This window comes from Neobacillus ginsengisoli (assembly GCF_030813055.1).
Genome location: NZ_JAUSTW010000011.1, coordinates 40,703 through 64,197, shown reverse-complemented (window position 1 = coordinate 64,197; position 23,495 = coordinate 40,703). Strand labels below are relative to the sequence as shown.

The following is a 23,495-nucleotide window of genomic DNA, read 5'->3' as shown; positions in this document are numbered from 1 at the left end:
TGAAAAACATAATTCCATGAATCCTCGGGTACGAAAAATTGTCCATTACGACTATCGTAACCGGCGTTAACTAGACGTCAACTATTTTTTTTTGCTGACTGCCATCCAACATCCCAATATAACAAAAGAAGCCGACTCTCTTTTGGATCGGCTTCTTTTGTGATTTGAGCTACTTAAAGGGAATCTCTTGTCTGAAAAGAGATTCCCAAATGTGGTAGCACAATATTTTTACGTACATGATTATAAGACACGACTAAAATAACAAGGATTGCTTGTTCAGTCGTGAAGACTAAACTCACAATCCTTGTTATACCCGAAGAAAAAAGGGGCTTTAGTTAAAATTAATACCGGTGTTCGGGGGCGAACAGACACTCCAGATGGAAATTGATTTTGAGTAGCTTTTTCAAAAATTGAAGAAAACGAATCGTTTATCTATTGTGTTACAACGGAATATTTCACCTTATTATAAATAATGCGTCTAAAGAAAATACATCTCATGGTGAATAAAAGAATAAACATTACGAAAATACCAATAATAAAATTTTGGTGATAATAATGTATAGCACTATACAACCACGGACACGATTACGAACAAAAAGAAAAAGTAAAAGGCTTGAGTCCGGTGCAATACCGAACTCAAGCCCTAAAAGTTGCCTAATAAAATATCCTGTCTAACTTTTCGGGGTCACTTTATTATGACCTTGCTGCACTTATCCCTCCATCTTTTTCACTTAATTGTCCTTTACTCTAAAGTCGTAAGAATTGATTGGTGGGGACTCCTAGACCACATCTGGATGAAACGCAAATAGAAGAGATGGAACGGCTGTTATCTGAAAGAAAGGACACCAAAATCCTTTTAGAAATTACAACATGGAAAAATGATTCGATAAAATTACATCCACTGACCTTTTACTTTGATATACGTTTCATTGACCTTTAAACCACTAAGCATTTTTTCGTTACAAACCAAAACCTCCGTAAAGATCTGGGCGCCGGAATCGGCAATAAATCAAATAAGAATCCACCAATTTTAGAAAGTTTTTCATAAATACGATTGCAAATTAGAAAAACGAAAATGACATTTGCTTTTCCCCATATACCATTTTTATTTCAGTTAATAACCATATAAAAATTGGAGTCTGACCCCCAGCGGTATCATGCTTTATCGCGCCGAGAGTCAGAACCGCCATACACGAAATCATTATTTAGTTTGGATTATTAAAATTTCATCAATGATTGGAATTTCGTTTTTTAATATGGTTAAAAGATCTTCCCCATTCTGATTGTCGATTTCGCAAATTGTAATCGCTGGACCATTGATTTTTGAACGTTCATTCGCCATACGGGCAATATTAAGCCCTTTTTGATAAAGAATGTCTGATAGCTCGGAAATGACCCCTTTTCGGTCGGTATGGTGAATTACAAGTGTCGGCCGTTCACCGGAAAACTTTAACGGATAATCATCCAATTCCTGAACCTCTACTTTGCCGCCGCCTAAGGAACTGGCCAGTACCTTTACAGTCCGCGTTGCCCCAGATAATTCTACAAGCACCGTATTCGGATGATAGCTTCCAAGCACCCGTTTCGTGAACACGTATTGTAAGCCATTTTCCTCAGCAATGGATTTTGCCTTTGGAATGCCTCCATCCATGGTTGACAGCCCCATCACACCGGCTATTAGTGCCAGGTCTGTCCCATGGCCTTGATAGGTTTCGGCGAAGGAGCCCATTAACGAAAACCTCACATATAATGGTTGTTCGTTTAACAACTGGCGTGCAATATTGCCGATGCGGACAGCCCCGGCGGTATGAGAGCTGGATGGCCCAACCATGACAGGCCCGATAATCTCATAGGCGCTTTGGTATTTGGCCGGTCCACATCCACTGCTTTTTTCCCCGAAAACCTGCTCTTTTAATTTTTTTCCTGTCGGGGTCCCGGCAAGTCCGCCAATCCCTGTTTCCCGCAACGACTCCGGCATTTGCTGCCCGACTTCATGCATCACATGGATCACTTCATCCGGTGGGATGATGCTGACTACCCCCGCTAACGCCATATCTGCCGCAGCCTGGGCGGTAATCGCGTGCAATCCGTTCCGCAGGATGCACGGAATTTCCACCAGTCCGGCAACCGGATCACAAACCAGGCCCAGTGAGTTTTTTAACGCAATTCCGACGGCATTTCCAACCTGCTTTGGCGTTCCGCCGGCAAGCTCAACTAAAGTGCCGGCTGCCATCGCGGTTGCTGAGCCGATTTCCGCCTGGCATCCGCCGGCAGCCCCTGATATGGAAGCTTTATTGGCAATCACCAAGCCAAGGGCAGAGGCAGTGAACATCGACAGTACGATCCGCTCCCGTGGGAATTTTCCGCTGTCCAGAGCGTGAACGAGTACTGCCGGCAAGATTCCCGCTGAGCCTGCAGTCGGTGTCGCCACAATCCGCCCCATTGCCGCATTGACCTCTGATACGGCCAGCGCATTGGCTGCGGCATTTAATGTCACGGGATTGATAAAGGATTTTCCATTTTCGGCATATTGGTGAAGGCGGTACCCATCGCCGCCGGTCAAGCCGGTACGGGACATGACAGCACTTGTCGTCCCTCTGAGGACAGCATCTTCCATTACCGTAAATTGCTCGGCCATTTTTTCGATAATCGCTTCCCGTGGAATGCTCTTTTGCTGTATTTCAGTTTGGATCATTAATTCCGCAATCGTTATGTTTTGCTGCTCGGCCAGTTCAATTACTTCTCTTAAACTCGTGAAAGACATAATATCACTCCCTCAAAGAAGACGGTCCCCATGCATGAAGCATTAGAACCGTCCCCCCTTTCATCCTTTGTTTTCTTTATATTATACTGCTTGTGGTTTTGTGCCTTTTTCGTTTTCGGCCTCGTCTAACGGTACGCGTTTTTCCATTTTTAACAGATAGAAAATGGCTGTCATGATGGCAAGGAATGCAATTCCCACGATTAACGGGATGCGCGTGCTTGGATTGATAAACATACCGACAAGGACGACCAGTAAAAATACAATGGTAGCATAGTTGCTGTACGGTGCAAAAGGCATTTTAAATGGATGTTTTTCCATTGCACCAGCATTTACTTTTCTAAATCTGATTTCACTGATGAGCAATACAAACCATGGAATCATTCCTGGAAGTATACTCGCACTGTAAACATACACGAAGATGGATGGCGGTGCAACATAGCTCAACACAACCCCAATGACCAAGCCGACTAAAACCGTTAAGGTTGAATAGACAGGAACTTTATTTTCCGATAATTTGGCAAAAATCTTTGGTGCCTGTCCATTTTTCGCCAATGTGTAAAGCATCCGTGTGGCGCTAAAGATGCCGCTGTTACAGCCGCTCATTGCTGCCGTGATAACGACAAAGTTGATAATGCCGGCTGCAGCCGTAATTCCAATTTTGGCAAAAACCGAAACGAATGGGCTGCCAATTTGATTGAGCTGGTTCCAAGGGTAAACGGTTACAATGACAAAGATCGCACCTATATAGAAAATTAAAATACGCCAAACGGTTGTTTTCACAGCATGTGTGATCGTTTTTTGTGGATTTTCTGCCTCACCGGCCGTAATCCCAATCAGTTCCACTCCTTGATAAGCGCCGATTACGATGGAAAGGGCAAAGAAGAATCCTTTAAAGCCACCGGTGAAAAAGCCGCCATTTTTCCAAATGTTCGAAAATCCAATTGCATGGCCGCCATTCCCGAAGCCAAAGAGAATAATGCCAATACCAGCAATAATTAAGACGACAATCGTTAAAACTTTAATTAATGAAAACCAGAATTCAAATTCACCAAAGTTTTTAACCGAAATCATGTTGGCAACGCCAAGGATCACCATCGCGACCACCCCAGGGACCCATGTTGGCAGATGTGGGAACCAATAATTCATATACGAACCAACCGCGATGATTTCCGACATGCCGACAATGATCCATTGGAACCAATAGCTCCAAGCTGTCAAATAACCGGCCAAAGGATGGATATATTTATTGCCGAGGTCAGCAAATGAACCGGTGGTTGGTTCCAAATAAAGCATTTCCCCCATCGAGCGCATAATGAAAAATAAGAAGAGACCTGCAACTGCATAGGCAATCATAACCGATGGGCCCGTCCATTTAATCGTACTGGCCGATCCCATAAATAACCCAACCCCGATGGTCCCACCCAAAGCAATCATTTGGATATGACGCGATTTAAGCCCCCGCTTTAATTCCTGGTTTTTTGACATAAACTGCCCTACTTTCCCTAATTGGATTTTTTTAAACTCTTTCTTCTTGATGTTATTCTTTCTTTTAAACCAATACAGGTTCCCCAAATGGAATGCCCAATTTTTTCGCTAAGTTTTCGAGCATGGATTTTGTCATACGGTCTAAATCGTACCGCGGGTTAAAATCCCATTCCTCTTTGGCAGCGGCCGCATCAATGCTGTTTGGCCAAGAGTCGGCAATCTGCTGCCGGACTGGATCTACCTGATAATTCATCGTAAACTCCGGTATAAATTTTCTGATGGAAGCGGCAATTTCTTCAGGTTCAAAACTCATGGCTGTAATATTAAAGGCATTTCGATGTTTTAATCTTGGTGAATCCGCTTCCATTAATTTAATAATCGAATCAATCGCATCCGGCATATACATCATATCCATGTAAGTGCCTTTCGCAATATAGGACGTGTATTTTTTGTTCTTTAACGCTTCATAGTAGATATCAACCGCATAGTCTGTCGTTCCTCCACCCGGAAGTGTTTTGTAGGAAATCAATCCGGGGAAGCGGACGCCGCGGGTATCGACGCCAAATTTTGCAAAATAATAGTCACATAGCAATTCGGCGCTTACTTTGGTGACACCGTACATCGTGTTCGGCCGTTGGATTGTATCCTGGGGGGTATTGTCTTTTGGCGTGGACGGACCAAAGGCGCCAATCGAGCTTGGTGTAAAGAACTGGCAATCGGAATTTCGCGCCACCTCGAGCGCATTCACCAATCCGCCCATATTTAAATTCCAGGCTAGCAGCGGTTTTTTCTCGGCTGTTGCCGATAGCAGCGCTGCCAAATGGATAATCGTATCAATGTGATGGTCATTGACCAGTTTCTGCATTCTATCCCCATCCAGCACATCCAATGTATCAAATAAACCATTTTCCACGACTGGGTTGCCGTCAACATGGCGGATATCAGTGGCAAGGACATTTTCCTCTCCGTAAAGTTCCCGCAGTCTCATCGTTAACTCTGAACCGATTTGGCCTAAGCTTCCGGTCACAAGAATTTTTTTCATCGTAAACAACCTCCTGAGTATTTTCCTCAAAAAATGAACATGGTATCAAGTTGTAACAGGGAAGGACCCATTCTGAAAACGGGGCCCTCCCCTGTCTATCTTTTAAACTTGGATGACACCCAGTTCTTTTCCAACCTTTTCATATACAGCAAGCACTTGGTCTAGCATTTCTTTTGTATGGGCCGCTGTCGGCATATTGCGCACTCTGCCTGTTCCCTTTGGCACCGTTGGGTAGGTGATGGCTTTGGCGTAAACCCCCTCTTCCATTAGGCGGCGGGATAATTGCTGCGTTAATGTTTCTTCGCCGATGATACATGGTGTAATCGGTGTTTCCGAGTGGCCAATATCAAACCCTAAGTTTATCAAGCCTTCTTTTAAATAGCGGCCATTTTCCCATAACTGATCGACTCTCTCCGTTGATTCCGTCATGATGTTGATGGCTTCAATGCAGGCAGCGGCAGCTCCTGGCGTCAGCGATGTTGAAAATAGGAATGGACGGGCACGCACTTTTAACCAATCAATCAATTGCTGGGTACCGGCCACATAGCCGCCCACGACACCAATGGCCTTGGAAAGCGTTCCGATTTGAAAATCAATTTGATCGGAAAGGCCAAAATGTTTAACCGTGCCGGCGCCATTGCCCATGACGCCTGAACCATGTGCGTCATCAACATATGTAAGCAAGCCATATTCCTCGGCAATTTCCACGATTTCAGGAAGCTTCGCCACATCCCCATCCATTGAAAAAACGCCATCGGTGATATACATAATTTTTTCATAGGCACCGCTTTCGACCGCTTCTTTTGCAGCCCTCCTTAGGTCATCCATGTCCTGGTGTTTGACCCGGATGATTTTTGCTCCGGACAAACGGCAGCCATCAATAATCGATGCATGGTTCAATTCGTCGGAAATAATCGCATCCTTCTTCGTCATGACCGCCGAGATTGCGCCCATATTGCAATTAAATCCTGATTGGAAAGCAATTGCCGCTTCCGTATGCTTGAATTCGGCAATCCTTTTTTCCAATTCATTATGGATGGTCATAGTTCCGTTAATTGTCCGAACGGCACCGGCACCCACACCGTACTGTTTCGTCGCTTCGTTCGCCTTTTGGATTAATTTTTCATTGTTTGCTAACCCAAGGTAATTGTTGGATGACATATTGATGACATCTTTGCCATTGATTGTCACGATTGGGCCATTGGGGCCTTCTACTGTATCAATGACGTTATATAGCCCTTTCTCACGCAGCTCTTGCAGCTGGGGAGTTAATATATCTTCTAAAACTTTTCTTGACATCGTACAAACCTCCATCAATAAACTTTTCAGTAAAAATTTCTTATCCGTTTCCCATTAAGAAAATCTGCTATGAAAACGTTTCCATATCTTTAGTTTAAATCGAACTTTGTTGATTTGCATTCCCATTTTTGTTGTATGTACCTCCCATATTTGCCCTCCTTCACATTTTCGTCACATTTAACCGCAAAAAAGGACCATTAAGTTTTAACTTAATGGCTTTATTTCAAAGAGATGAAAAGCGTTTAAGGTCAGGGTGGATTGCAAATAAAGCTCCGCTGCCACTTTTTCCTCATAAATTTGCAAATCAGGGTGGGTTCCCTGCTTGATAAAGGTAATGATCTCCGGATCGTAAATATCCTGATGCTGTAAATTTATCCAGTTAATATAAAATTCGCCGTTATTTTGATCAAGGATGTGCTTGCGGATTTGGTAACGGCCAGGCGGCAGCCCTGAAATCACCACTTTCTTTTCCTTTGTAATGGAATGCAAAAAGAAACTTTCGACCGAATAAGAAGGATTGATATAGGAGGGGTTATAAATGGCCAATTGGTAGCCATTTTCCCCCATTGCCATGACAAAATCCTCGCCTTCAGCTAAAATCCGCAAGGTCATTTTTGCCATCAGTTGAAGATTAAAATAAGCAGGGCGTTTAATTTGATAATAATACAGGAGGGCAATTCCATTCATGGCAATATGGTCTTGATCCAGATTATTTTTTTCCAGTGAGTGGGTATCAATCCAGAACCCCAAACCGGAAATTTCTTTCATCGCATCCAGCATTTCTTTAAAAATAAGGGCCGAACGGAAAAAAGTGCCGCTCAAATCCATCGTATTTCCATAAAGTGTATTCCAATCCGTAAGAAAAATCGGAACCTCCTCCAAACCCGCAGACGATAAACTTACCTTTAATCTGCTGCATGCTTTCTTTACATAATTTTTTACTCCTTCAAAAGTACGATTATTCATATCGGTAAAATCCACTTCTTCATTCGGATTGCAGGTGAAGCAGACCAGCTCGCAACGGTCGGAAATTTGGTTTAAAAAGTCAGCAGCAGGAACGGGTATAGCCTTTCCTAAAGAAAACGGCACATGAAGTCCCACTTTTGCGGCATAAGCCCACTTTTTCACGGTTTGATAAAAATCTTGATAAAAGCTCATAGCTGTTTCACCCCATTCCGGGAAAACCAATTCAAACCGCCATTTGCCAACAAAACCGCTGCCAAAATAACTAAGACTGTGCTGTAAAAATTCATCCAGCTTCTTAAGATATTCAGAGCTGCTTGCCACTTCCTTTTCTACTTCCACGCGAATGAAAGGAACCAACCCTAATTGTTGAAAGCGGCTGAATAAGGCATCCATTTGATAAAATTGCCCTCCTATTTGATAGAGCGGCGTTGTCATTGCAAAGCTGCCCGAAAAAAGGTTCGTAAAATAGATATATTCAAATCCAAGTTCCTCTTGGATCAACTTTAAGTCTGCCTGCACTTCTTCATGCAAAGCATATTCCAGCTGCCCAATCACCAGTAACTTTATGGCTTTTTCCCTGATAAAAATGGGCTCCTGCGGCAGGTCCAGATATACCACTGAAGCAGCCGGTTCCATCAGCGTGGTGCTCTTCTCATTTCCTGAAATATATTTGCTGATTTCCATTAAAAAGTTGGACGATTGCAGTAATGTATATTGTTCCGTTTCATGTTTCACTTCCTCGACATCCATCGGTTCCATTTTATGAAGGCTGCGATATTCAGCAGGCGTTTGCTGGTACATTTCTTTAAAAGCCTTATTAAATGCCTTCACATTGGGAAAACCATTATTCAGCGAAATCTGGGTAATATTATGGCCGGTATACAGCAGGTCATGAACCGCTGATTTCAATCGGACATTTTTGACATATTGGGAGAAACTAACACCAACTTCCTGCTTGAAATAACGCGACAAATAGTAAAGAGACAAATACTGCCGTTTGGCGATTTCCTCCAATGATATCGGTTTGCGATAATTTTTTTCGATAAAAGCTAGAATCTCTCTAATTCTTTCATCCTTCATTTCCGTGAATTGATTACTCACGAGATGTGTTGCTTTAAAATTTCGAATCAACAGTGTAACTAACTGATAAATCAGTCCGTTGATCTCAATTTCACTGCCATCCTGCTTTTGGTAAAATGAAATCAAAATTTTTGCCATTAGTTGGCGAATTTGATCAAAGAGCAGATACAGCCCATTATTCTCTTTGGATGAATTGCAGTTAAAATGACACTCATGAATATTCGGATAATAAGGCTCGATTAGATCCATGGGAATTTGTAACGATAAGACCACATTCTCCTTATTACCCTCAATAGAGCGTATATCATTGGCGTTAATAAGCAGAAGATCATTTTCAGCTAAATGGCAAGATTGTTGATTGACCGTAACCTCAATTTCCCCACTTATAACAAGAAGAATCTCAATCCCTAAATGGATATGCTGTGAATAATATTCAATGTTTTGTAAACTTATTTGATAAGAATCTTCTTTTATCAGCCGATTCATGAACATTCTCCTCAGGACTAGATTAAAAATGTGCAATGCACATAAAGAATAGACTAGAGCCTTTAACTCTAGTCTTTTTACTTGTTTTGAAGCTTATCCCAATGAAACAGATTTTCCAAAACAAGAGTCAAAAATATGCCCCCACTAATAATCCGCTGCTCAATAGCAGCCGTATAAAGCCAGGAAGTCTAGCAAAATAGGACAGGGACAGGGGCATAGTCATAATCACGATCCCCACGAATATTTTCTCACAATGAAATCTCAATGTTCATTATATTAGTTACTCTTCATAATAACAAAGTTTCATTTGAATATCTTTCATAGTGCGAAGATATTTTGAGAAATATCATGTAATTAAACTAATGGGCCCAGCTATTTTGATGGTGTAACAGGCGACTTTTTTGAAGGCAAAGCTACATCCTGGAAACGTGTAAACTTCATAGGGTGTTATAGAATTAATACAACCAATTATTGAACATTACAACGAGAAATTCCCGGAAACTTCATAATTTTTTCGCGGAGACAGTGGTTTTTCTGACCCAGATTTATATAATTTGTGTGTAAAAGAAACGGTCTATTACGTGATTCGACTAAAGTCTAATGCCTAGTTACAACAAATTGTAGAAGAATATCATCCCTTCTCAATGCCTAAAGATGTTACAAAGACCGAATGCTATTTTGAAGAAACTATTTATCAGGCAAAACCATGGTCTAAGCCAAGAAAAGTGATTATATAATCGGTACGCTCCTCGGGCGAACTGTTCTTTATCCATTCATTTTTTGTGACCAATTTATAAGTTGCCTTTTCTTCCAGAGATTTCGTCATCAAAGAGGCCAAAAATGGTTTCAAGTTTGATCAGATGAAAAGCCATACTTTCCACGTGAACGAGGTTAAAATGATCTTAAGCCTTCTGGCCTCTGGCATATAATAACTACACTTCCTATAGGTTCCTGTTGATTTTCAACAATATGGCCCGATTGTTGAATACGATGACTGGAGTTTTTAACTTTATTATCATAAAACAGTTAATATCAAAAATTAATCGCTACTTTTTATAAAGTAGCCTTTTCTATGCAATTACCGTAACAAAAACGTTCGTTTCTGTTAGGCGGTGTAAAAACAAATATTCTGTCTACCAATCTCTCATAAATTACGTAACAAAAATATGTAACAAAATATTTTGTGACAATATTAATTATTTGATATTTTTGGTCAATAATGTAGGAAGGTGAGGATGAAATGACATTGGGTTACATGCGCGTTTCCACAATTTAACAAAATTTAGATCGCCAAAAGAAACAGCTTGAAGATTTCGGATGCGAACGTATCTTTTTTGAAAAAATGACTGGTACCAAATGGGATCGCAGCCAAGACTCCTTTAAACTTTTTAAATGCGCTCCTTTTTGTGAAATTAGCTCTGTAATCTCAATCAGATCTTTCGAGGAACGAGATAAACGAGTTAAATCGTTACAACAACTGTATCTTCCGTTCGAAGAAATTCATACGGTTAATTCCGGTTAGAGGGGATTTCTCCTTCATATGTAGCTTAAATTTCAATTCAAGACCCAAAATAGAGGCAATAATAAAAAGCTGACTCAAAAGAGTCGTCATTCAACGACCTTTTGAGTCAGCCTCTTTTAATTACTTATTAAGTTCAATGAGAAAATCGCCTGTTTGAATGGCATCGCCGTCTTTTACAAACACTTCTTTCACTGTGCCTGTAAATGGAGCTTGAACCGTTGTTTCCATCTTCATCGCTTCTGTAATAGCGATGGACTCTCCTTTTTTCACTTGATCGCCAGGCTTCACAAGCAGTTTAATAACCGTTCCCGGCATCGTAGCGTTAATATGGCTCGGATTATTACGGTCGCCTTTCACACGCTGCGCCACCGTCGATTTAATACTTTCATCTTTAATGATGACTTCACGCGGCTGCCCATTCAATTCAAAGTATACCACGCGTGTACCGTCTGGCTGCGGTTCACTGACAGAAACGAGCTTCACGTTTAACGTTTTGCCCCGTTCAATTTCCATCTCAGTTTCTTCCCCTAGACGCATTCCGTAGAAGAAGGTAGCTGTATCAAGCACAGATACGTTGCCGTACTCATCATATACCTTTTGATAGTCCATATATACTTTCGGATAAAGCGCATAAGACAGTATATCAAACATTGTGACTTGACGCTTTAATTTATGGAACAATGTTTCCTGCATGTCATTGAAATCAACTGGCTCTAACAGCTCTCCCGGCCGCACTTTAATCGGCTCTTTTCCTTTTAAAATAATGCGTTGTAATTCTTTCGGGAAGCCGCCGTGAGGTTGTCCCAGGTAGCCTTCGAACAATTCAACAACAGAATCTGGGAAGTCAAGCGTTTCACCGCGCTCATAAACATCGTCCTCTGTGAGATTGTTTTGTACCATGAACAACGCCATATCTCCTACTACTTTAGAAGAAGGCGTTACTTTCACGATATCTCCGAACATATCATTTACACGGCGGTACATGACCTTTACTTCGTCAAAGCGGTCGCCAAGTCCGACTGCTTTTGCCTGCTGTTGCAGGTTACTATATTGTCCGCCCGGCATTTCATGCATGTATACTTCCGTGTGCGGAGCGTTCATCCCGCTTTCAAAGTTGGAATAATATTTACGAACATCCTCCCAATAATGGGATAGCTGCTCTAGTGCACGAATATCCACATCAGGGCAACGCTCGCTTCCTTCTAATGCATAGTAAAGTGTATTCGCACTCGGCTGGGATGTTAAGCCCGCCATGGAGCTTACAGTTACATCGACAATATCCACGCCCGCTTCAATTGCTTTTGTATATGTTAAAATACCATTTCCGCTTGTATCATGAGTATGCAAATGGATTGGAATAGAAACGGTCTCTTTTAGTGCTGATACTAAGTCATAAGCCGCCATTGGCTTTAATAGGCCTGCCATATCCTTAATGCCTAAAATATGAGCTCCTGACGACTCTAACTCCTTCGCCAAACTCTTATAGTATGCTAAGTCGTATTTGCTGCGGCTCGAATCGTGAATATCACCCGTATAGCAAATCGTTGCTTCTGCCAACTTGTGGCTTTGACGAACCGCATCAATTGCCACTCGCATACCTTCTACCCAGTTTAGGCTGTCAAAAATGCGGAATACATCAACTCCGGCTTGTGCAGAGCTTTCTACAAACTTTTTAATCACATTATCCGGATAATTTTTGTAGCCCACTGCGTTAGAAGCGCGAAGTAGCATTTGGAACAATACGTTCGGCATGCGATCGCGAAGCTGTAACAGTCTTTCCCATGGATCTTCTTTTAAGAATCGGTATGTTACATCGAACGTTGCACCGCCCCACATTTCCATGGAGAATAAGTTTGGCAACATGCGCGCGGTCGGCTCAGCAATTTGTTTCAAATCCTGTGTGCGGATACGTGTTGCCAGTAATGACTGATGTGCATCGCGGAAGGTTGTATCCGTCAGTAAGACGCTCTTTTGCTCTTGCACCCATTTCACAAGACCATCTGCACCGCGCTCCTCTAAAATTTGCTTCGTACCTGGTGCCATTGGCTCAGAATACTTTAGCTTCGGCATGCGTGGCTCTGGAAAGATCGGCTTTTCTTTCTTTCCCACACCAGGAAACCCGTTTACTGTAATGGAGCCAATATACGTTAACATCTTTGTTCCGCGGTCGTGTCGTTTCGGAAATACAAAAAGCTCTGGCGAAGAATCAATAAACGATGTATCATATTCGCCTGATAAGAAATTTGCGTGCTTTACAACGTTCTCTAAGAATGGAATATTTGTTTTAATACCGCGAATCCGGAACTCTTTTAAATTACGTTCCATTTTCGCTGCCGCTTGTTCAAATGTTAGCGCCCATGTTGTAACCTTCACAAGCAAGGAATCATAGTACGGTGTAATGACAGCACCTTGGAAACTGTTTCCTGCATCTAGACGTACCCCAAAGCCGCCCCCGGAGCGGTATGCCATAATTTTTCCTGTATCCGGCATAAAGTTATTGAGCGGATCTTCCGTTGTAACGCGAGATTGGATAGCAAAGCCATGTGTTGCAATTTCCTCCTGATACGGAATTCCCACTTTACCGCTATGTAAATTATATCCAGCAGCAATCAAAATTTGGGACTGTACAATATCAATTCCTGTAATCATTTCTGTAATCGTATGTTCCACTTGAATGCGCGGGTTCACTTCTATAAAATAAAACTCATTGTCTTTTACGAGAAATTCCACTGTACCTGCGTTCACATAGTTTACATTCTTCGCCAACTGCACCGCAGCTTCACAAATACGGTTTCGTAAATCTTCAGTCAGCGATAGGCTTGGTGCCACTTCAACTACCTTCTGATGACGGCGCTGCACGGAGCAATCACGCTCGTATAAATGCACAACGTTTCTATGTTGGTCTGCTAGAATTTGCACTTCAATATGCTTTGGTTTTTCTATAAACTTTTCTACGTACACTTCATCGCTTCCGAACGCAGCCTTTGCTTCTGACTTTGCCCGGTCGTACGCTTCTTTTACTCCTGTTTCGCTGCGAACAATACGCATGCCGCGACCGCCGCCGCCAAGAGCTGCCTTAATGATAATGGGATAGCCGTATTGTTCACCAAATGCTTCAACTTCTGCAAGGCTGGCAGGGCCATCACTTCCCGGAATTACCGGAATATCCGCCTGCTGTGCCTGCGTTCTTGCCTTTACCTTATCTCCAAACATGTCTAAATGTTCGCTTTTCGGACCGATAAAAAAAATACCTTCTTCTTCACAGCGCTTTGCTAAATAAATATTTTCTGATAAGAAACCATACCCTGGGTGAATAGCATCTACGTTGTTGCTTTTTGCAATTTCGATAATCCCTTCAATATCGAGATACGCATCAATCGGCTTTTTGCCTTCTCCGATAAGATATGCTTCATCCGCTTTGTAGCGATGATAAGATCCTGTATCCTCTTTCGAGTAAATGGCTACTGTGCGAAGACCAAGCTCTGTACAAGCACGAAAGACACGGATCGCAATTTCACCGCGGTTTGCTACTAACACCTTTTGGATTTGTTTTTGGTTTTTCATAATTCTCCCCCTCTACGGTTCTGGTGTAAAAATAGTTTAATAAGAATATAGAACAGCGATTTCCTGTTAACTTTAAGGATTAGGTAGCTAATCCAAACATTTTATGAATAAGTTCAACCTCATTTTTGGCAGAGTTCACCCTTCGATGAAGTTGCCCTTTTTTCATAATATGCATAGCTAAATCAAGGTAGCTGGACGAAAAGATTGTAACCCTAACATGGAACCAACTCTCTTCTTTATAAAACGGTGATCCTGTTCCACGATATTGTTGAGATATTTACTTTGCCTTATCTGCATGCCTTCAGGCATATATTTCTCTTCTTTTAATTCTTGAATCGCCACTGGATAAGCCAGGATGATTTCATCCAATACTTCGAGAGAGAATACGGTCAGTGTAATGTCTTCCGAAACGGCTTTTTGCACCGAGCGCACTGGCGAATACCCTAAAACAAGAATCGGATGAGAGGTACCTGCATTCCGCAGCTGCATAGCCTCATCTAAAAGAGCGACAGCCAAATAATCTGCCTCTGCTTGCATGAGTGTCTTCGCAATTTCAACTGCGCCATGCCCGTAGCCGTCCGCTTTAACAACAGCCATAATTTTTGTTTGTTCCTTTACATATCCCCTGAATTGCAAAAAATTATGATGGATGTTTTCCAATAAAATTTCTACCCATGTGTCACAATAACTGTTCAGTTTCATGTGCCCATTCCCTTTGTATGAAAAACCCCTCAAGAGCTGCTCTTAAGGGGAGATCTATAGAAGTGAATTCTTATTAGATAGAGACAACTTCTTTGGCGAGAGCGTCTTCTACGGATACGTAAGTGTAGCCGAGGTCTTTTGCGACTACTTCGTATGTGATTTCGCCGTTCGCCGTGTTTACGCCAAGTTTCAATGCGCCGTTTTCAGAGATTGCTTTTTGCACGCCCTTGTTGGCGATTTGCATTGCATATGGAACTGTTACGTTCGTCAAAGCAATAGTAGATGTTCTTGGAACTGCGCCCGGCATGTTCGCAACAGAGTAGTGAAGAACGCCGTGCTTTTCGAATGTAGGATCATCGTGAGTTGTTACATGATCGCAAGTTTCAACAATGCCGCCTTGGTCGATGGCAACATCCACGATTACGGAGCCAGGTTTCATTGATTTGACCATTTCTTCCGTTACAAGCTTAGGAGCCTTTGCACCAGGAATTAAGACTGCACCAATGAGAAGATCCGCTTTTGCTACTGCTTCAGCGATGTTCATTGGATTGGACATTAATGTTGTGATTTGATAACCGAAAATATCATCTAATTGACGTAAACGATCTGCGCTTAAATCAAGAATGGTTACATCCGCACCTAAACCAACTGCCATTTTTGCAGCATTTGTTCCTACTATACCGCCGCCGATAATGGTTACTTGTCCACGGCTTACACCAGGAACGCCTGCAAGTAGAATTCCTTGTCCGCCGTTTGTTTTTTGTAAGAACTGTGCACCGATTTGAACAGACATTCTTCCAGCCACTTCACTCATCGGTGTAAGAAGAGGAAGCGTACGGTTCACTTCTACTGTTTCGTATGCGATTGCAGTAACGTCATTATCTTTAAGAGCTTGAGCTAAAGCAGGCTCTGCAGCCAAATGCAAGTATGTGAATAGAATTAAGCCTGGACGAAAGTATGTGTATTCGCTGGAGAGAGGTTCTTTTACCTTCATGATCATTTCCGATTGCGCCCATACGTTAGCGGCGCTTTCAATAATTTCGGCACCAGCGTTTGCGTAATCTTCATTTCTGAATCCGCTTCCAATACCAGCGTTTGCTTCAACCAATACTTTATGACCAGACTTCACGAATGAGATAACTCCTGAAGGCGTAAGAGCGACACGATTTTCATTGTTTTTTATTTCCTTCGGTATTCCGATAATCATTAGATTTTCTCCCCCTTAATAACTTTGATTTCTCTTGTTGTAATCCGAGTATAGAGTGTTCAAAATGTTTTTTCATCGTTGAGAAAGGAGAAAAACGCATCATCCTTTTGTGAAATGCCACAAAAGGATGATGCGATAGCATAGAACCTATATCTCATTGGTCTAGGACCTGGTATGAAGCAGACGCTGGCGTGAAGAGGCGTATAAACAAAAATAGATTAATAGAATTTAAAAAGGGATTCAAACGATTGGTTTTGAATCCCTGCCAGCTTGCTTATTTTCGGTCATCGTTTATTTACGTAGGTGCCCTCTTGTATTTGCAATGGTTTTACAACTGTAAAAAAACGCCTCTATTTATGGTAGGGTTCCTTCCCAAGGGTGCTTTCCTCAATTGTAATAAATTAAAAAATGGTAATTTTTCCTTATTTATTAATAGTAGTAACATACAATCTTACTTACTCACTTCAACATTCTTGTCATAATTTCTTCGGGCTTTTTTAACTGAAGTTTTCTTTTCAGATGTATCAGCCACTCTTCTTTCCAACTTGTTCCCTACAAAAGATATAATGCGTGTAATTCCTACAGCAGAGATGACAATTCCATAGAAACCTGCCCCAATTCCTATACCAACGGAACCTGTGAAAAAATCCATAGCTGCAGAGGTTAAGCCTTTAATTCTCATACCATCCTTTATAATAAGTCCTGCCCCTAAAAAGCCTAAACCACTGACAATTTGTGCTGCTAACCGCATTGGATCCATATTTACTTTTACACCAATATGACCATACATCTGAAAACTATAGATTGAAATAACCGTAATTAAACAACTAGATATCGAGACATAAGTATATGTTTTAATATCCGCTGGTTTTCGCTTGGCTAAACGATCAAATCCAATAACAAAACCTAAAATGGCGCTTATAAACAACCTGCAGAAGATTTCGAAATTAAAAATTCCATTTGAGAAGAAATAGTGTCTCCAAAAATCAATCATATCATTTCCACCCTAGTGTATGTGAGATAAGAACTATAGTAGAGATTCATTTTACCTACAAGTAAGATGTGATCCGCTCGAGTTTTAGCTAAACAAGTTGATCACATGCAATTTGGATTTAATTAGAAATAAAGAAAGCTAACAATAAAAAGGATTTACAAAATTCATACCCTTTTAACATTAGCTATCCCAGGAGTTTCAGAATTCTGATTTTGATTACTTTAACCATGCTAAAACGAGGTTATCGCTATTACAGAGTATTAAATAGGTGATGATATATTTGCACTTTCTGAATCTAACAGTTTCAATAAATAGTTTTTCGCCTTTAATGCGTATTCATATGGAACTCGTTTCAATCACAAGTAACCAACCAGATAACGCGGTAGGAAGTGGGAATACATCTAATGATATACAAGATGCTGCTTATGGTACCCCAGATACTAATTTTTCTGTTCGAGCTGAACGAAGTGGATCTGGAGATCGTATTTACACGGTGACTTATAAAGCAACAGACAATGCTGGTAACACTACAGTTAAAAGTGAAAATATCGTTGTTAAACACGATAATTCTCAAAAATAAAAACCTGTGAAATCTAGTTAAAGGAAAATAGCTTTAACATACCTGGATAGCTATATGCTAAAAAAGAGTGACCATTTTTGGTCACTCTTTCCTTATTCAAAATTGACACTCTTTATTTTGTGTTAAACGTGCCATTTATAAGAAGAATTTGTATTAGTCTAAAAGGACCCACCCTGCTAGGTTAGATTAGGGTGGGATTATTGCGCCCGTTTGTTGAAAAACGAAACTTTTCAATTACATTATGTTCAATATATACGCTTTTCTGGTGAAAATTCAACATCTTTTACAGAATAAATTGGCCAAATCAATTATGACCACTATGTATAATATATGAGCGTTTTCTGGGGCGTCAACTGGGGAGTAGCCGGAAGAATGGTTATACTTGGGTCATCACTTTACCAATTTCTGCTTGTATCGCCGGTATCGTAATATCTATCATGAAACTCTTTTAATAAGGTTGAAAACTCAGTATTCCATGTACTCTTTTCTATTTGCTTTGGTTAGATTACATACGAGAGATCAAAATGATATTAAACTAACCAGGGTAAGAGTTAAATAAGGCTTTGATGCAGCAGTGATTTATTCTTAATAAGCTACAGGTTCAAGTGTTCTTTCGAAAATGAAAAAGTCTATCCATAAAGAAAAGCCTCAGACTATCGGCAAATCCAAAAAAATTCGGATTTGTCGATAGTCTTTTTGAATCAACCCCTTTCAGTTTATCAAGTACACAATGTTTTAGAATCAAATTTTTCTATCCTTTTATTTGACTTTATATAAATAGATTCGCCAATAGGCATCCTTTGAATCAAAGACTTTTTGTAAATCAAGGCTTTCTTCCTTTGCATTTTCAATTGGAACAGCAGACAGCACATAATTGTCACCCATTTGTTTTAATGCCTGTATATTTAAGTCTAAATGATGAATTACCTTTTTTGAATCTTTTGAATACATGTAATACTGGCCTAATTCGCTGGAAAAGATATAGCACCGGCCACCCCATAAATCAAAATAGTCTTTTAGTGTTTTGCTTTTTGCAAGCTCAGGAGCAATGATTTTTCGAAATTGATGCTTATATGACAAAGGATAAAAGTTGTTATAAGTATCCAGCGTGTACATCCCGTTATATTGAGCAACCGCCGGGAATATACCGATACTGACAACCCGGTAGCCCTGGACAGGTTTGCCAATAAATTTTTTGATAGCATTAAATTCTTTCACTGCATAAAATTGCCCATATGACGGCGAATCGCCGAAAGCAATTTGTTCATTTGACGGGATTAAAACAGCAATCTGTATAATGACTAATAGCACTACTAATGGGCGCCAGATTAATTTATGTTTAAACCTCCATAAAATTTGCAATGAAACGGCAAATAAAATATAAATAATCATTGGTTTTAAATAATGGTACCGGGAAAAATTAAAGGTAGTTAAAATACTGACCTTTTGTTTTAACGGGATCCATCCTGTATACCACCAGAAAGCATACCAAACAGAAAGCAAAAAATTCACCAGATGCAAACCGATGAACAGTTTTTCTTGGTTCCAACTTTTATTTAGGATAATAACAACCAGTGCAAATAAAGAGATTGGCAGAATAACGTATTGATAAAGAGTCGGGTCCTGATAATGCCCAACAACATAGTTTTTAAATATTAACCGAATTGTAGCAAGCAAACTATTCGTTGATTCAAAAAACTCCGACCGATTCGTTTTTTCCTTTAAAAAAATGAGCGATGCAAAATCCCGGTACTCAACAAACATATAAATAACGGTCATGTAGGCAATCGAACAAAAAAGCCTCCACTGCGTTTTTTTTGTTCTAATCACATCTACCAGCCAAAAAATGCCCATTGCACTCAGGAAAAAGAAAAAGCCTAACATAAATGTCGAATAAAAAGGCAAAAGGGTTAACGTTAAAATACTAACCTTCATTTGCTCCCTTTTTCGAATATTTAAAAAGGCCCATAAAGCCAGAGGCATTCCTAAGGTGCTTAACATTCCATTTGCCCAAAAAGGAGTTAATGCGAAGGTTAACGCTGCACCTACACGGATAATCCCCAGATTCTCTTCTTTTACTACATATTTTTTTAATAATAAATACATGCCCAAAAATGCAGCAAAACGGGAAATCGTTTGGTTTAGTCCATAAGCAATTTCCCCCGGGAAAAAACGGAAAATCTGTACAATTCCGTAATACTCAGAGTAAATGGCATTCCGCGATAATTGTCCATTAATGATTTGAGGAATATTGGCATGTATGGAACCATATAGCTGCCCGCTGTCCATCAACATCTTATACCATGCAACATTCGAATCCAAATTATCCAAAATCCGCATATGCGTTTGTTCTCCAAGGATAAAATATGGAGCGACCCATACAGCAATGATAATCAGTGCTAAAACTGTGTAAGTCTTTTCTTTTTTTAAAATGTTAATAATGACCATAACTTTTTCCTTCTTTTATAGATTTCAGTTATAACTTATAAAGTTTCATAATCTTATATATGTTACTATTTAAAACTTAAGAGAAACTTAAGGTTGTCGATATAAACCGTAGCCAGTTGGTCCTGCTTCATAACACACTCGAGGATTATCTTTTTCTCCAAGCTTTTTTCCTAACTTTCTAACTGATTCCACCGAGTTAGGAATCATTCTGTAATACCTTGGCTCATCTCGACCTTCATCTGCAATGGCAACCGCAATTTTTTCTTTTGAAACGTCTAGTTTTGTTTGCCATAGTGGCCCCTGAAATTCGGAATCGTTTCCGTACCCCATTATGGTGATATTAAAGCTGTATTTAATGGCGATAAAATTCCCTTCTTTGGTGTCTAGACCAAACGAAAAAAATAGTTGTATTAAAACAAAAAAGCCTACTCATTAGAGTGGGCTCCTTTTCGTTATTCTACATATTCCTGATAATGGGATTGTATTTTTAATTACCAAACAAATTTTGCCTGTCTTTTCTTTAAACGTCTGTTTTTTTCTTTTTCATAGAGGAAGTTAACGACAAAGTAAGATATGAATCCAAGCAAACTTCCTAAAATCACCATACCAATTAACACATGAAGGCCTCCATAAAGGAGATTAATTAACCCTTGAAAATCACCATGTAATAAGTCGGTAAAAGAAAAGTGTCTTAGATGATTCACTATTCTTACTCTCCCTGGATAGATCAATTTTCCAATTTTTAATGCTAAAGGTAATAGTATAACAGGAAGAAGCGAGACTTTTCCGATTAAATTTCCGATAATGGCAACAGGAAGGGAAGCTTTTGATAGTCGAACAAGAGGGATAAGTAAAACATAAATAAGGCCAGCAGTTGAAATGACCAACATTTCTAACCCGAACCCAATAGCAAATCCTAAAGCTACTTTATTAGCTCCTTCTGACGAACGAAGGAGTTTAACGAAATTCAATTTGAGCATTCTCCCGATTTTTTGAAAAACATTATTTTTCTTCAAAGTCTTATTCAACTTTAATCCCCCCCGGTAAAATCGTTTCCATATTCTTTATATAGATAAAATATTAACACATCTTTATTAATAAAAAATAAACTCTATATTAAATTAAAAGATGTTCCCGAGAAAACTTTTAATAAAAAAATAATCGCTCGGCAAATGGCTGCTAAGCGATTATTACGTAATGCACGTATCTTTTGGAAGTGTATGGGTCATCCAATTTGTTTTGTCGGCAGGACCCCACTTACTAAAATCTTAACGTTGTAAATCCGCATTTTCCTGACGCTACCCCATATTGAAAATGCACATTATCAAAAACATAATCACTTTTTTAAAATATTTATTCCTATTTTGTTCGCTTAACCACGTAAGTAAAAATACTTTTGTTTCTTCTGCTGGAAAAATCCATTTTTTGTTTACCTTATATTTAGGAAACCGTGGATCCTAGAAGAAATACTCCTTAATAGTATTCATACTCATGCAAGTCCTTCTCATGAGCTCCTTACTATCCCAAAATACGAGTTCCTTATTTACGTCTTTCAGAATTTCTTCAATTTTTCCAGAGCTGAATTTTCACTTCTTGTTCATCGATCTGAATACGTAGCACAAAAACACCTCCATTAATAAATAAAAAAGGAAAAAGTAATAACCCCCCCAAACAATTTAATATTTAATTAAAATTAACAAGATATGATAAGGACAATCTTTTTTTCATTAGCAACCCCTATCTCTATATATTAATTGTCACCCTCTAGATGTTAGAGGGCATTTTTTATGTAGATATGAAAAAAGCACGGAAATAGAAAGCCATGCTGGGAATAGATACTATAAAGCTATATAAAAGCTAAAGTGAAAAATCGCCCGCCGCTCCAGCACTACCTTCACTAGTTAAATAATACTACGTCCATTCTCCCAGTTTTCTATCCACCTTTTTTTATAATAAAAAATTGATTAAATGTTCATATCTTGTCCATAGTTTGTTCAAAATTCATGGCTAAATTGATAACTGTAAAACCACATTGATTTAATTAAGGAGGATTTAATTTGAAAGTTAAATCTAGTTTAATCGCACCCATAGTCGCCGTAACTTTATTAGCACCAGCTGTTGGAACTGCCGTTGCCAATCATACAACCGATTCTACAAAAACGCCCGTATCTGCAAAACAAGTGGAACAAAAAGAAGGGCATCATGAATCAGAAAAAGGCGAAAAGCAGAAAGAACTCACAAACATTATCAATCAATACGCCACACCTCAACTTAAGGATCAATTAACAAAAGATCTTGCAGCTTGTGAAAACTTAATGAAGCAATTAAGACAAACACCAGTTTTCCAAAAGAAAGAGGCCCAAGAAAAAACGCAACGACAAGCTAATTATCAAGCTCACAAGCAAGAAATTGATGCTATAAAACAAAAAGTTAAAGATGGAAAATTAACAAAACAACAAGCACATAAGCAATTAGAAGCACTATTCGAAAAAAAAGAACGTAATCAAGAGAATGATAAAGCACAAGAGAAAGCATCACGTCAAGAATTAAAAGCAGCCGTTCAAAAGAAAGACCAAGCTGCTATTAATACTGGTCTACAAAAAATTGATCAAGAATTACAAAGCTCCATTCAGCAATTACAACAGCAAATCAATGCTAATAAATAATATTTGTTTAGAAACAAAAAGTTAATAAATAGTTAAGTTTCACAAGTTAAGATAAGCTTATTAAAGCTCTTTTTCATATAATTTACCCCTAAATTTTATATATCGTGGAAGTCCTCGCTTAACACCTCCCAAGGCAGTTATGATGAGGGCTTATTTTTTTATATAAAAAGCATGGATCCTTGTTTCTATGCTGTAGAAATATTACCGCTCTTTAAATTAATTACACAGGGAACTTCAGACTACTACCGCATTTGTGGGTCGCGACTTTCATCCTGTAGACTGCAACCGTGCCGGGCGCACTTAAAGAAGGCAAGCCAATTACAGGCTTGCCTTTATCTATATGATGAAGTATTAAAAAACGCAACAATTTATCCTCGTCTTCCACCTCTACCGCCTTGTTTTGTTCCATTGTTTGAGTGTAGCCAAATTTTCTTCACTTGTCTTTAAAAAACGAGTTCTCCTCATTTTTAATTCTCTTTCTCTTATTTTACTATAATAGGTTCGTAAAAGTGTGTTAAAAAGAGAGAACGTTCATAAACTAATTTTAAATTTTACGAACGTAAAAATTGGCTATTTTTGCCTGGAAAATACCTGTTCGGAAAAGTGTACCTTTACAAACTATTTATAGAACTGATAAAAATTTATATGGAAAATTATAGAAATGTATTATACACTATAATAGTGTAAATA

The 23,495-nt window shown here is 39.6% G+C and carries 13 protein-coding genes and 7 pseudogenes; 5 read left to right on the top strand and 15 right to left on the bottom strand.

Annotation, left to right across the window (positions count from 1 at the left end):
* Positions 1–1,201: 1,201 nt before the first annotated feature.
* The 5 genes from sdaAA to J2S10_RS24260 all read right to left on the bottom strand — a co-directional run bounded on the left by sdaAA (position 1,202) and on the right by J2S10_RS24260 (position 9,122).
* The gene (gene sdaAA, locus J2S10_RS24280; RefSeq protein WP_307413256.1) at positions 1,202–2,764 is read right to left on the bottom strand and encodes an L-serine ammonia-lyase, iron-sulfur-dependent, subunit alpha; all 1,563 of its coding nucleotides are present in this window, start codon (positions 2,762–2,764) and stop codon (positions 1,202–1,204) included.
* A gap of 81 nt (positions 2,765–2,845) precedes the next feature.
* The gene (locus J2S10_RS24275; RefSeq protein WP_307413253.1) at positions 2,846–4,249 is read right to left on the bottom strand and encodes an amino acid permease; all 1,404 of its coding nucleotides are present in this window, start codon (positions 4,247–4,249) and stop codon (positions 2,846–2,848) included.
* Positions 4,250–4,313: 64 nt separating this feature from the next.
* On the bottom strand, positions 4,314–5,291 hold the full coding sequence (locus J2S10_RS24270) for an L-threonine 3-dehydrogenase (RefSeq protein ID WP_307413251.1): 978 nt from the start codon (positions 5,289–5,291) through the stop codon (positions 4,314–4,316).
* Positions 5,292–5,393: 102 nt separating this feature from the next.
* The gene (locus J2S10_RS24265) at positions 5,394–6,590 is read right to left on the bottom strand and encodes a glycine C-acetyltransferase (RefSeq protein ID WP_307413249.1); all 1,197 of its coding nucleotides are present in this window, start codon (positions 6,588–6,590) and stop codon (positions 5,394–5,396) included.
* A gap of 204 nt (positions 6,591–6,794) precedes the next feature.
* Positions 6,795–9,122, bottom strand: a complete 2,328-nt coding sequence (locus J2S10_RS24260) for a helix-turn-helix domain-containing protein (protein ID WP_307413247.1) — start codon at positions 9,120–9,122, stop codon at positions 6,795–6,797.
* Between the two features lie 376 nt (positions 9,123–9,498).
* Between J2S10_RS24260 and J2S10_RS24255 the strand changes: the two are divergent.
* Positions 9,499–10,039, top strand: a pseudogene (locus tag J2S10_RS24255) (transposase); the annotation flags it as partial.
* Between the two features lie 323 nt (positions 10,040–10,362).
* A pseudogene (locus J2S10_RS24250) lies at positions 10,363–10,494 on the top strand (recombinase family protein); the annotation flags it as partial.
* Here J2S10_RS24250 and J2S10_RS24245 read toward each other — a convergent pair.
* From J2S10_RS24245 to J2S10_RS24220, 6 genes and pseudogenes are all read right to left on the bottom strand, one after another.
* Positions 10,488–10,624: pseudogene (locus J2S10_RS24245) on the bottom strand (recombinase family protein); the annotation flags it as partial. The pseudogenes J2S10_RS24250 and J2S10_RS24245 overlap by 7 nt on opposite strands.
* Before the next feature lie 140 nt (positions 10,625–10,764).
* Positions 10,765–14,208: a pyruvate carboxylase gene (gene pyc / locus J2S10_RS24240; RefSeq protein ID WP_307413245.1), complete on the bottom strand. Its 3,444-nt coding sequence runs from the start codon at positions 14,206–14,208 to the stop codon at positions 10,765–10,767.
* Positions 14,209–14,287: 79 nt separating this feature from the next.
* A pseudogene (locus tag J2S10_RS24235) lies at positions 14,288–14,559 on the bottom strand (DDE-type integrase/transposase/recombinase); the annotation flags it as partial.
* Positions 14,560–14,577: 18 nt separating this feature from the next.
* Positions 14,578–14,910 (bottom strand): annotated as a pseudogene (locus J2S10_RS24230) (alanine racemase); the annotation flags it as partial.
* A 73-nt stretch (positions 14,911–14,983) separates the two neighbouring features.
* Positions 14,984–16,117 (bottom strand): alanine dehydrogenase, encoded by a 1,134-nt coding sequence (gene ald / locus J2S10_RS24225; RefSeq protein ID WP_307413243.1) that lies wholly within the window; start codon positions 16,115–16,117, stop codon positions 14,984–14,986.
* 451 nt (positions 16,118–16,568) lie between these two features.
* Positions 16,569–17,111: an MgtC/SapB family protein gene (locus J2S10_RS24220; protein WP_307413241.1), complete on the bottom strand. Its 543-nt coding sequence runs from the start codon at positions 17,109–17,111 to the stop codon at positions 16,569–16,571.
* Positions 17,112–17,391: 280 nt separating this feature from the next.
* On the opposite strand from J2S10_RS24220, the gene J2S10_RS24215 reads away from it, so the two are divergent.
* The gene (locus J2S10_RS24215) at positions 17,392–17,691 is read left to right on the top strand and encodes a hypothetical protein (protein WP_307413238.1); all 300 of its coding nucleotides are present in this window, start codon (positions 17,392–17,394) and stop codon (positions 17,689–17,691) included.
* Positions 17,692–18,036: 345 nt separating this feature from the next.
* A pseudogene (locus J2S10_RS27545) lies at positions 18,037–18,143 on the top strand (inorganic phosphate transporter); the annotation flags it as partial.
* Positions 18,144–18,450: 307 nt separating this feature from the next.
* Here J2S10_RS27545 and J2S10_RS24210 read toward each other — a convergent pair.
* The 4 genes and pseudogenes from J2S10_RS24210 to J2S10_RS24195 all read right to left on the bottom strand — a co-directional run bounded on the left by J2S10_RS24210 (position 18,451) and on the right by J2S10_RS24195 (position 21,759).
* On the bottom strand, positions 18,451–20,139 hold the full coding sequence (locus J2S10_RS24210; RefSeq protein WP_307413235.1) for a DUF6044 family protein: 1,689 nt from the start codon (positions 20,137–20,139) through the stop codon (positions 18,451–18,453).
* Between the two features lie 87 nt (positions 20,140–20,226).
* Positions 20,227–20,469 (bottom strand): hypothetical protein, encoded by a 243-nt coding sequence (locus tag J2S10_RS24205; protein WP_307413233.1) that lies wholly within the window; start codon positions 20,467–20,469, stop codon positions 20,227–20,229.
* Positions 20,470–20,630: 161 nt separating this feature from the next.
* A complete protein-coding gene (locus J2S10_RS24200) occupies positions 20,631–21,167 on the bottom strand; it encodes a DUF2062 domain-containing protein (protein ID WP_370876279.1) in 537 nt (178 codons plus the stop codon).
* A gap of 270 nt (positions 21,168–21,437) precedes the next feature.
* Positions 21,438–21,759: pseudogene (locus J2S10_RS24195) on the bottom strand (group-specific protein).
* Between the two features lie 437 nt (positions 21,760–22,196).
* Here J2S10_RS24195 and J2S10_RS24190 point away from each other — a divergent pair.
* Entirely contained in the window at positions 22,197–22,805 is a 609-nt protein-coding gene (locus tag J2S10_RS24190; protein ID WP_307413231.1) for a hypothetical protein, read from the top strand.
* Positions 22,806–23,495: the final 690 nt, after the last annotated feature.